Raw genomic sequence first — 8,990 nt, forward strand, 5'->3', positions numbered from 1 at the left:
GACCAGGGGGGCGGCATGGGTCATCAGCGTTCGATCGTCCCGGTGCGGCGAATCTTCCGCTGGAGCTGCATCACGCCGTAAAGCAGGGCTTCGGCGGTTGGCGGGCAGCCGGGGACATAGATGTCCACGGGCACGATGCGGTCGCAGCCGCGCACCACCGAATAGCTGTAGTGATAATAGCCGCCGCCGTTGGCGCAGCTGCCCATCGAGATGACGTACTTCGGGTTCGACATCTGGTCGTAGACGCGGCGGAGCGCCGGGGCCATCTTGTTGCAGAGCGTGCCCGCGACGATCATCACGTCCGACTGGCGCGGCGATGCGCGCGGCGCGGCACCGAAACGCTCCATGTCATAGCGCGGCATGTTGACGTGGATCATCTCGACCGCGCAGCATGCGAGGCCAAAGGTCATCCACCACAGCGAGCCGGTGCGCGCCCAGTTGAACAGATCCTCGGTCGAGGTGACGAGAAAGCCCTTGTCGCCGACTTCGCTGTTGAGGTCGTCGAAATAGGACATGTCGGGGCTTGTCCCCGGGGCAACCGGCATCTGGCCGGGCGGCAGGATGATCGAGCTGCTCATTCCCAGTCCAACGCCCCTTTCTTCCATGCATAGACAAGGCCGAGCGTCAGTTCGGCGAGGAAAATCATCATCGTGACCCAGCCGGCCCAGCCGATTTCCTTGAGGCTGACCGCCCAGGGAAAGAGGAAGGCGGCTTCGAGGTCGAAGATGATGAAGAGAATGGCGACGAGGTAGAAGCGCACGTCGAACTGGCTGCGCGCGTCCTCGAACGCCGGGAAACCGCATTCATATTCGGTCAGTTTCGCCGGGTCGGGCTTGTGCGCCCCGGTCAGCCGCGCGACGCCCATCGGCAGGAAGACGAAGGCGGAGGACAGGCCGATGGCGACGACCAGAAAGATCAGGATCGGCAAATATTGCGTCAGATCGACCATGGGAGCTCGCAGTTCTGTTGTTCATGTTTTGGGGTGCTTTGGCACCCGTTTATCGGGGGCGCTTTAGGCCACGAAGCCGCGTGTCGCAAGCACCGCGGGCAGGATTTTCGTATCGCATGTGACCAAAAGCACAAAGGCCGCTGGCGACAGCCCCTATCGCTGTGATACCCCACGCAAAAAGGGTCGGAGTACCGCGCTTTCAGGGCGCAACTTGGATAAAGGGAGTTTCCATGGGACTAATTACCACTCGCGCCGCGCTCGCCTTGGGGGCTGCCGCGCTTTTCTCGGCGACTCCGGCCCATGCCGAGTTGATCAACGCGTCGAATCCCGCGACGATCAAGGCGATCCTCGAGTCGCAGGGCTGGCCCGCGACGCTGGTCAGCAAGCCCGGCGACGATCCCTATCTGGAAAGCAATCGGGGCGGCCTGAAATTCCTAGTCCTCTTCATGAACTGCGAAGAGGGCAAGAAGTGCAAGACGCTGCAATATTATATGGGGTTCAGCGACGCCAAAAACGTCTCGCTCGACAAGCTCAACAAGTGGAACAAGGACAAGCGCTTCGCCCGCGCCTATAAGGATGACGAGGGCGATCCGGTGCTCGAAATGGACGTCGACCTCGATTTCGCGGGCATCCCGCGCGAGAATGTCGGCGAGACCCTCAACACCTGGGCGTCGCTGATGGACAGCTTCCGCGAGTATGTTTTCGAGAAATGATCCGCTCGACCTCCCCCTTGATGGGGGAGGCAGCGAGACTTTGCGGCTTGCCGCTTAGTCGCAGCGGTGGGGGTGAGTTCGCGGACGTGGACTTACGCACGCGAACTCACCCCCACCCAACCCTCCCCCATCAAGGGGGAGAGCTAGTGATTCAGGCGTTGCGAAGTGCGCCTGCAACCAGCTTCTGCAGCTTCGAATGCACCGCGGCGCTGCCGGCAATATATTCGCTACGCTCGATCGCGCGGTCGCCGCCGCGGAAATCGCTGACAAACCCGCCGGCTTCGCGCACGAGCAGCATGCCGGCGGCAACGTCCCAGACCTTGAGGTCGCTTTCCCAGAAACCGTCGTAACGGCCCGCCGCGACCCATGCGAGGTCGAGGCTGGCGGCACCGAAGCGGCGGATGCCGGCGACTTCGGGCGCGACCGCACCGAAAATGCGGCTCCACTGCGCCATATTGCCATGGCCCATGTACGGGATGCCGGTCGAGATCAGGCATTCGTTGAGGTGGCGACGCGACGCGACGCGCAGGCGGCGATCGTGGAGCCAGGCGCCACGCCCGCGTTCGGCCCAATAGCTTTCGTCGGTGACGGGCTGGTAGACGAGCGCCGCGGTGACGTCGCCCCAACCGCCGCCCGGCTTCGGTTCCTGTACCGCGATCGAGATCGCGAAATGCGGGATCGCGTGGAGGAAGTTCGAGGTGCCGTCGAGCGGGTCGATGATGAAACGCGGCTTGCCGGGCTCGCCCTCGATGATCCCGCCTTCTTCGAGCACAAAGCCCCAGCCCGGACGATCGCGGCCGAGTTCGTCATACAGCGTGCGCTCGGCGGCCTGATCGGCTTTCGACACGAAGTCGGCCGGGCCTTTCTGCGAAACCTGCAGATGCTCGATTTCGCCGAAGTCGCGGCGCAGCTTCGTGCCGGCCTTGCGCGCGGCGCGTTCCATGACGGTGATGATGCCGGATACGGCCATTTTCGTTTCCTCCAACATGGCGCCTTCACCAACACGTCGCCCCCGCGAAGGCGGGGGTCGCTATCGGCGTAGCGCAAGGTTGACAGCGGCCCCCGCCTTCGCGGGGGCGACGTTACTTAGTCGGCGCGGCGGACATATTCGCGGTCGTACACATGCACGACGATCCTGGTGCCGCTCGTGATGTGCGGCGGCACCATCACGCGCACGCCATTGTCGAGAATCGCGGGCTTATACGACGACGAGGCGGTCTGCCCCTTCACCACCGCGTCAGCCTCGACGATCGTCGCTTCGATCGTTTCGGGCAGTTCGACCGAGATCGGGCGCTCTTCCCAAAGTTCGAGCACAACGTCCATGCCGTCCTGCAGGAATTCATGCGCGTCGCCGACGACATCCTTCGAGATGTTGATTTGCTCGAAACTGTCCTTGTCCATGAACACCAGATCGTCGCCCTCGGCATAAAGGAACTGGAAATCCTTGGTGTCGAGGCGGACCTTTTCGACCGTGTCGGCGCTGCGGAAACGGTTGTTGAGCTTGCGCCCGTCGATCAGGTTCTTGGCTTCGACCTGCATATAGGCGCCGCCCTTGCCCGGCTGGGTGTGCTGGATCTTGGTAACCTTCCAGATCCCCTTTTCAAATTCGATAATATTGCCGGGACGGATTTCAACGCCGGTGATTTTCATCGCGCACACTCACAGTTCAAGGATGGAAAGAGCAAAGCGGCGCCCGCCGGGCACAGCTATCAGGTGCGCGCCTTTAGCCGCGACGGCGCCGAAGGGCAAGTCGCAGCATTAGGGCGTGGTGACGACCAGCCGGCGCGTGCGCCGGTAGCTGGCCCAAACGAGCACGACGAAGAGGATGAGGCCAACCCACGGCGCATAGGGCGCATAGCCGGCGCCGGTCACCGCGAGCGGCGCATCATTGTCGGTGACATAGACCGTGCCCGCGTAGAATACTCCGAGCAAGCTTTCGCCCACGATCATCCCCGTCGCGGTCAGCACACCCATACGGTGCGCAAAGCTCGCATTCGGGCGCCTCGATGCCCAACGATCGTAAAACCACCCGCCGACCGCACCGATCACGACGGGCAGGATCACCGCCATCGGCAAGTAAATGCCGATCCCGATCGCGAGGGGCGGCAGCCTGAGCTTGCCGGCGCGGCCCAGCAGCGCATCCATGATGATGAAGCCGATCCCCGCGAGCACGCCATAGCCGAGCATCGTCCAGTTGAGGTCGCCGCCGAGCACGCCCTTTGCGAGCGACGAAATCAGACCCGCCTGCGGCGCCGCCAGCGCTTCGGGTCCCGCACCGGGGACGCCGACAAAGCCGACAGTCTCGTTGAGCACATTGAGCACCGGCGGGACGACGAGCGAGCCGAAGATCACGCCGATGATCAGCGCGACCTGCTGCTTCCACGGCGTCGCGCCGACAAGCTGGCCGGTCTTCAAATCCTGGAGATTGTCGTTCGAAATCGTCGCGATACCGAAGACGAGGCCGGTGACTATCAGCGCATAGGCCACCATCGCGTTAATCTCCGTCTCACCGCCCGCACGGCCGAGCAGGCCGAGGAGCAGCAGCGACGAGGCGATGATCGCGAGGATGCCGATTCCCGAAACCGGCGAGTTCGATGCGCCGATCAGGCCCGCCATATAGCCGGTGACCGAAGCGATCATCAGCCCGATGACGATGATGAAGACGAGCGCACCCGCGATCAGGATCATCGACGATCCCGCGAGCGGCCCGCCCGCGAGCACCGTCCACAGCAACCAGCCGATCGGCAGCATCAGCGCCAGCGAGCCGCCGAACACCCAGCCGATCGATATATCCTGCTCCTCGATGGCCAGCGCCTGCCCGCCTTGCCGCGCGCGGCTTGCCGCCATCGCCGAGCGGATGCCGCCGAGGACCGGACCGGCGATCTTGATCAGCGTCCAGATCGCGGCGACCGCGATCACCCCGGCGCCAAAGAAGCGCACATCGGCGCGAAATACCGTGTTCGCCAGCGTCTCGGCGTCGCCCGTTCCGCCCCCCAGTCCGCCTTGGGTCAGGATCGGGAGCAGCACCCACCAGCCGGTGACCATCCCGACGAGCTGCGCCATGCCGACCGACAGGCCGACGAGATGGCCGACGCCGAACAGCGCGAAGGCGAGCCCGCCGGCAATTCCCGTCGCGCCGCTGCCAACGGCGAACCATCGCGCCACCTCGGCGCCCGCGAGCTTCATCTGGGTGAGGAGCGTGAAGCCCGCCGCAACGATGGAGTTCCACATCAAGGCCGAGAGCCCCGCGCGATTCTCCTCGGCGCCCTCGGCGCTCGCCGCGCCGACCTGCAGCACTTCGGCGGCGGCGCGCCCTTCGGGATAGGGAAGATCCGAATCGACGACGAGCGCGCGGCGGAGCGGGACCGAAAAGAGCACGCCCAAGATACCCCCGAGCATCGTGATCGCGGTGGTTTCGAGCAACGGGAAGCCTTGCCAGTAACCGACCATCACCAGCCCCGGCAATACGAAGATGATCGCCGCCAGCGTGCCCGCGGCGCTCGCGATCGTCTGGACGATATTATTCTCGAGGATCGTCGACCCGGCCATATAGCGCAGCAGCGCCATCGAAATCACCGCCGCGGGGATCGAGGTCGCGAAGGTCAGCCCGACCTTCAGCCCCAGATACACGTTCGCCGCCGTGAACGCCAAAGTCAGCAGCCCGCCGAGCAGGATTGCGCGGATCGTGAGTTCGCGGCCGCGCGAGATCGGCGTGGTCGGCGTGGTCGTTTCGGTCATCAAAATTCTCCCCGCCCGCTGTCTTGCGGGGCGCCACGCCGAGCGCAAGCAAAAAGCCACGAATCGAGGTCAGTTGGACCGAAACGCCAAAAGCGACGGACCGATATTCTTTTGACGCATCGATCCAATATGTAGCGCCCCGCGCCTGCCATATCGGCGGCCATGATGAGTATCGATCTTTCGGGCCTTACCCCGCCGCCCCCACGCGGCAACGCAGCAACTTCGTCGCGCGGGGCTCCTTGCGCCGGCCTTTTTGGCTGGCGCAAGGATGCGGCGCCGCCGCCCGCGTCCAAGGATGGTCCGAAGACTCCGGGGCGCGATTACCCGGCGGGCTGATCTCCGAGGAGCGCGCCGAACGCACGCACCGCCGCTGCCGGACCTTCGGGAAACGCCCAGACGCCGCCCGATACGGCAAGGAAATCAGCCCCCGCGTCGATCAGTACCGGCGCAGTGTCGACCGTGATTCCGCCGATCGCGACGCAGGGCAGTTCGAACATGCCCTGCCACCATTCCAGAATCTCGGGCTCCGCATGATGCTCGACCGCCTTGGTCGTGGTCGGGTAAAAAGCGCCGAAAGCGACATAGTCCGCCCCGGCCTCGCCCGCTTCCATCGCCATATGGCGGCTTGCATGGCAGGTCACGCCGATCTGCGCCTGCGGACCGAGTAGCTGGCGCGCCTCCTTTGGATCGCCGTCATCCTGCCCCAGATGCACGCCATCGGCGCCGAGGCGCTTCGCGAGCGCGACATCGTCGTTGACGATGAACGCCACGTCGTGGGCGGCGCAGATCGCCTGGAGGGGTTCGGCGAGCCGCGCCGCCTCGTGCTGGTCGATATCCTTGACGCGAAACTGGAATGCGGCGACGGGGCCGGCGCCCAGCGCTTCGGCAAGCCGGTCGGGAAAATCGCCGCCGACATTGGGCGGCGAAATCAGGTAAAGTTGGCAGGTCGGTGCTTTCATGGCGCGTTCATAGCGGCGCGGTCACAGACGGGCAAATGCAGAACTTCTATCGCCTCGCGATCCTCGCCCTCCCCGCCGCGCTCGCTCTGTCCGCCTGCGCCACAACGCGCGGCGCCCCGCTGCCCGACGGCAGCGACGTCGCACTCGGTCAGAAAGCCTATGTCGACGGCCCGCTCGTCCAGCCTGTCGAGGTGCTGGAGGACAGCCGCTGCCCGATGAACGCGCGCTGCGTGTGGGCCGGGCGCGTGCGGGTGAAGATGGTCTGGATTCGCGGCAATGGCGAGAAACAGCCGTTCGAAGCCACGCTGGGCGAACCGGTTCAGCTTGCCGATGGCCAGTTCACGCTCGAATCGGTGCGCCCCGAAAAGACGACCAATATGACGATCAAGCCGTCGGACTATCGCTTCTCGTTCCGCTTCGCGGGCGGGCTCTAAAGCACCCGCGCCAGCACGAATCCGTCCCATTTTTTCGCGCCGACGGTCTGGATCGCGGTCGCATCGAGGCGGACGTCGGCGGCGAGCATGTCAAACAGCGCGCGGGTGCCGATGATCCGCTCGTCGTCGCTGTCCGCTTCCAGCACCCCGCCCTCGCGGACGACATTATCGACGATGATCGTGGTGCCTGGGCGCCCGAGCCGGATCGCTTCGGTAACATAAAGCGCGTTGCTCTGCTTGTCGGCATCGATGAAGACAAAATCGAACGGCGCTTCGCCGATCATTGCCGCGAGGCTCTCCGCCGCGGGACCGACGCGGATATCAACCTTGTCCGATACCCCGGCGCGTTTCAGATTTTGGCGAGCGATCCTCGCGTGATGGTCTTCGAGCTCGAGCGTCACCAGCTCGCCATCATCGGGCAGCGCGCGGGCAAGCCAGATCGTCGAGTAACCGCCGAGCGTTCCGATTTCCAATATCCGCCGTGCGCCGGCGATTTGCGCGAGCAGGAACAGCATTTTGCCCTGCGCCGCCGACACGTCGATCGGCGGCAGGCCATTTGCGGCGTTGTTGGCGAGGGTGGTGGCAAGCGCGTCATCGTCGCCAAGCAATTTGGCGGCGATATAATCGTCGACGGCTTGCCACCGCTCTCCCATCACCTAGGCCACGGAGGCCGCGTGAATTTCTTTGATCGCGCCGCCGAGTGACGCGTTGAATTCCTCATCGCTCATCTGGTGGCGCAAGTCTTCGAGCAGTGCGCGGCTGAAGCTCGCGATGACGCCCGGGTTCTTTGCCAGTTCGACGCACGCCTCGGGGCGGGCGAAGCCGCCTGACAGCGCGACGACGCGCAGCACCTTCGGATGATCGACCAGCGGCTGGAACAGGCCGGCTTCAGTCGGCAACGACAATTTCAACATCACCGGCGCGCCGGTCCAGGCGTCGAGCGCCGCGAGCGTTTCCTTGAGGAGCAGGTGGTCGGCCGCGTCACGTTCGGCGCTCTTGATGTTCACCTCGGGCTCGATGATCGGGACCAGGCCGTGCGCCGCGATGCGCGCGGCTTCGGCGAACTGCTGCGCGACGATCGCCTTGATCCCGGCGGGGTTGGCGAAGTTGACGACGCTGCGCATCTTGGTGCCGAACACACCTTTGGCGACTGCCCGTTTGCAAAGATCATCGAGGCCGGGATTCGCTTTCATCAGCTGGACGCCGTCGGCCTCTTCCTCAAGGCCCTTGTCCACTTTAAGGAACGGCACCACGCCGCGCTCCCACAGCAGGGCGGGCACCGGCTTGCCGCCAGCTTCGCCGTCCATCGTGCGTTCGAACAGGATCGCGCCGATCACCTTCTCGCCGTTGAAGCAGGGCGCGGTGACGATGCGGCTGCGCATGTCGTGGATCAGGCCGAACATTTCCTCGTCGTTCGAGAAGGCGTCCGCTTCGATGCCGTAACCCTTCAATGCCTTGGGCGTCGAACCGCCGCTCTGGTCGAGCGCGGCGATGAAGCCCTGTCCCGATTTGATCTGGTCGAGCATGGCGGCATGGACGGTGGTCATAAGATCTCCGGTTGTTTGCATACGTATGTTGCGGTGCGCAATAGCGACCCCGTGGCCGCGATGCAATGCGACGGGGAAGCCTAAGCCTTCAGCGCGTCGACGCCCGGCAACGGCTTGCCTTCCATCCATTCGAGGAAAGCGCCGCCGGCGGTCGAAACAAAGGTGAAATCCTTGCCGACACCGGCATGGTTGAGCGCGGCGACGGTATCGCCGCCGCCCGCGACCGAAATCAGCGAGCCTTCGCGGGTCAGCGCCGCGGCGGTCTTCGCGAGCGCGACGGTTGCGGTGTCGAACGGCGGCGTCTCGAATGCGCCGAGCGGACCGTTCCAGACGAGCGTGCGGCAATTTTTGAGCACGTCCGCCAAGGCTTCCACCGCAGCCGGGCCGACGTCGAGGATCATCTCGTCGGCGGCGACTTCATGCACGTTGACGGTACGCGTCGGCGGGTTCGGCGCGAACTCCTTCGACACCACGACGTCATACGGCAGATGGATCGTGCAGCCCGCCGCATCGGCCGCGTCGAAGATCGCATTGGCGGTATCGACCAGGTCATGCTCGCACAGCGACTTGCCGACATCGACCCCGCGCGCGGCGAGGAAGGTGTTGGCCATGCCGCCGCCGATGATCAGATGATCGACCTTGGCGACGAG

Annotated in this window: 11 protein-coding genes; 2 read left to right on the forward strand and 9 right to left on the reverse strand. The window is 64.6% G+C overall.

The features are described 5' to 3' along the window. Positions 1–23: 23 nt before the first annotated feature. Together VJ811_RS12145 and VJ811_RS12150 are read right to left on the reverse strand one after the other, a co-directional pair. Complete coding sequence (locus VJ811_RS12145) at positions 24–578, reverse strand: NADH-quinone oxidoreductase subunit B family protein (protein ID WP_324072658.1); 555 nt, start codon at positions 576–578, stop codon at positions 24–26. Further along, the gene (locus tag VJ811_RS12150) at positions 575–949 is read right to left on the reverse strand and encodes an NADH-quinone oxidoreductase subunit A (RefSeq protein WP_324072660.1); all 375 of its coding nucleotides are present in this window, start codon (positions 947–949) and stop codon (positions 575–577) included. The genes VJ811_RS12145 and VJ811_RS12150 overlap by 4 nt, the downstream gene beginning before the upstream one ends. Before the next feature lie 230 nt (positions 950–1,179). Here VJ811_RS12150 and VJ811_RS12155 point away from each other — a divergent pair, with 230 nt between their 5' ends. Next, positions 1,180–1,662 (forward strand): YbjN domain-containing protein, encoded by a 483-nt coding sequence (locus tag VJ811_RS12155; RefSeq protein WP_324072662.1) that lies wholly within the window; start codon positions 1,180–1,182, stop codon positions 1,660–1,662. Between the two features lie 151 nt (positions 1,663–1,813). Here the strand turns inward: VJ811_RS12155 and VJ811_RS12160 are convergent, their stop codons facing one another. From VJ811_RS12160 to thiE, 4 genes are all read right to left on the reverse strand, one after another. After that, positions 1,814–2,632 (reverse strand): inositol monophosphatase family protein, encoded by an 819-nt coding sequence (locus tag VJ811_RS12160; protein ID WP_324072664.1) that lies wholly within the window; start codon positions 2,630–2,632, stop codon positions 1,814–1,816. A gap of 116 nt (positions 2,633–2,748) precedes the next feature. Continuing rightward, positions 2,749–3,312, reverse strand: a complete 564-nt coding sequence (gene efp / locus VJ811_RS12165; RefSeq protein ID WP_324072666.1) for an elongation factor P — start codon at positions 3,310–3,312, stop codon at positions 2,749–2,751. Between the two features lie 108 nt (positions 3,313–3,420). Continuing rightward, on the reverse strand, positions 3,421–5,400 hold the full coding sequence (locus tag VJ811_RS12170) for an OPT family oligopeptide transporter (protein ID WP_324072668.1): 1,980 nt from the start codon (positions 5,398–5,400) through the stop codon (positions 3,421–3,423). Positions 5,401–5,720: 320 nt separating this feature from the next. Then, on the reverse strand, positions 5,721–6,359 hold the full coding sequence (thiE, locus tag VJ811_RS12175; protein WP_324072670.1) for a thiamine phosphate synthase: 639 nt from the start codon (positions 6,357–6,359) through the stop codon (positions 5,721–5,723). Between the two features lie 35 nt (positions 6,360–6,394). Here thiE and VJ811_RS12180 point away from each other — a divergent pair, with 35 nt between their 5' ends. Further along, on the forward strand, positions 6,395–6,793 hold the full coding sequence (locus VJ811_RS12180) for a hypothetical protein (RefSeq protein WP_324072672.1): 399 nt from the start codon (positions 6,395–6,397) through the stop codon (positions 6,791–6,793). Here the strand turns inward: VJ811_RS12180 and VJ811_RS12185 are convergent. The 3 genes from VJ811_RS12185 to pgk form a co-directional block, all read right to left on the reverse strand. Next, the gene (locus VJ811_RS12185; RefSeq protein WP_324072676.1) at positions 6,790–7,446 is read right to left on the reverse strand and encodes an O-methyltransferase; all 657 of its coding nucleotides are present in this window, start codon (positions 7,444–7,446) and stop codon (positions 6,790–6,792) included. The two genes, VJ811_RS12180 and VJ811_RS12185, sit on opposite strands and share 4 nt — an antisense overlap. 3 nt (positions 7,447–7,449) lie before the next feature. Next, positions 7,450–8,319 (reverse strand): fructose bisphosphate aldolase, encoded by an 870-nt coding sequence (locus VJ811_RS12190; RefSeq protein ID WP_324072678.1) that lies wholly within the window; start codon positions 8,317–8,319, stop codon positions 7,450–7,452. A 101-nt stretch (positions 8,320–8,420) separates the two neighbouring features. Beyond that, on the reverse strand, positions 8,421–8,990 hold a 570-nt coding region (pgk, locus tag VJ811_RS12195), incomplete at its 5' end, for a phosphoglycerate kinase (RefSeq protein WP_324072674.1).

Origin of the sequence: Sphingopyxis sp., assembly GCF_035250425.1 — a bacterium.
GTDB lineage: Bacteria > Pseudomonadota > Alphaproteobacteria > Sphingomonadales > Sphingomonadaceae > Sphingopyxis.

Excerpts from the sequence above, each read along its gene's own strand:
- VJ811_RS12190 (WP_324072678.1), bottom strand. The coding sequence starts at position 8,319 with ATGCTCGACCAGATCAAATCGGGACAGGGCTTCATCGCCGCGCTCGAC.
- VJ811_RS12155 (WP_324072662.1), top strand. The coding sequence starts at position 1,180 with ATGGGACTAATTACCACTCGCGCCGCGCTCGCCTTGGGGGCTGCCGCG.
- VJ811_RS12180 (WP_324072672.1), top strand. The coding sequence starts at position 6,395 with ATGCAGAACTTCTATCGCCTCGCGATCCTCGCCCTCCCCGCCGCGCTC.
- VJ811_RS12185 (WP_324072676.1), bottom strand. The coding sequence starts at position 7,446 with ATGGGAGAGCGGTGGCAAGCCGTCGACGATTATATCGCCGCCAAATTG.
- VJ811_RS12170 (WP_324072668.1), bottom strand. The coding sequence starts at position 5,400 with ATGACCGAAACGACCACGCCGACCACGCCGATCTCGCGCGGCCGCGAA.
- VJ811_RS12150 (WP_324072660.1), bottom strand. The coding sequence starts at position 949 with ATGGTCGATCTGACGCAATATTTGCCGATCCTGATCTTTCTGGTCGTC.
- thiE (WP_324072670.1), bottom strand. The coding sequence starts at position 6,359 with ATGAAAGCACCGACCTGCCAACTTTACCTGATTTCGCCGCCCAATGTC.
- VJ811_RS12145 (WP_324072658.1), bottom strand. The coding sequence starts at position 578 with ATGAGCAGCTCGATCATCCTGCCGCCCGGCCAGATGCCGGTTGCCCCG.
- VJ811_RS12160 (WP_324072664.1), bottom strand. The coding sequence starts at position 2,632 with ATGGCCGTATCCGGCATCATCACCGTCATGGAACGCGCCGCGCGCAAG.
- efp (WP_324072666.1), bottom strand. The coding sequence starts at position 3,312 with ATGAAAATCACCGGCGTTGAAATCCGTCCCGGCAATATTATCGAATTT.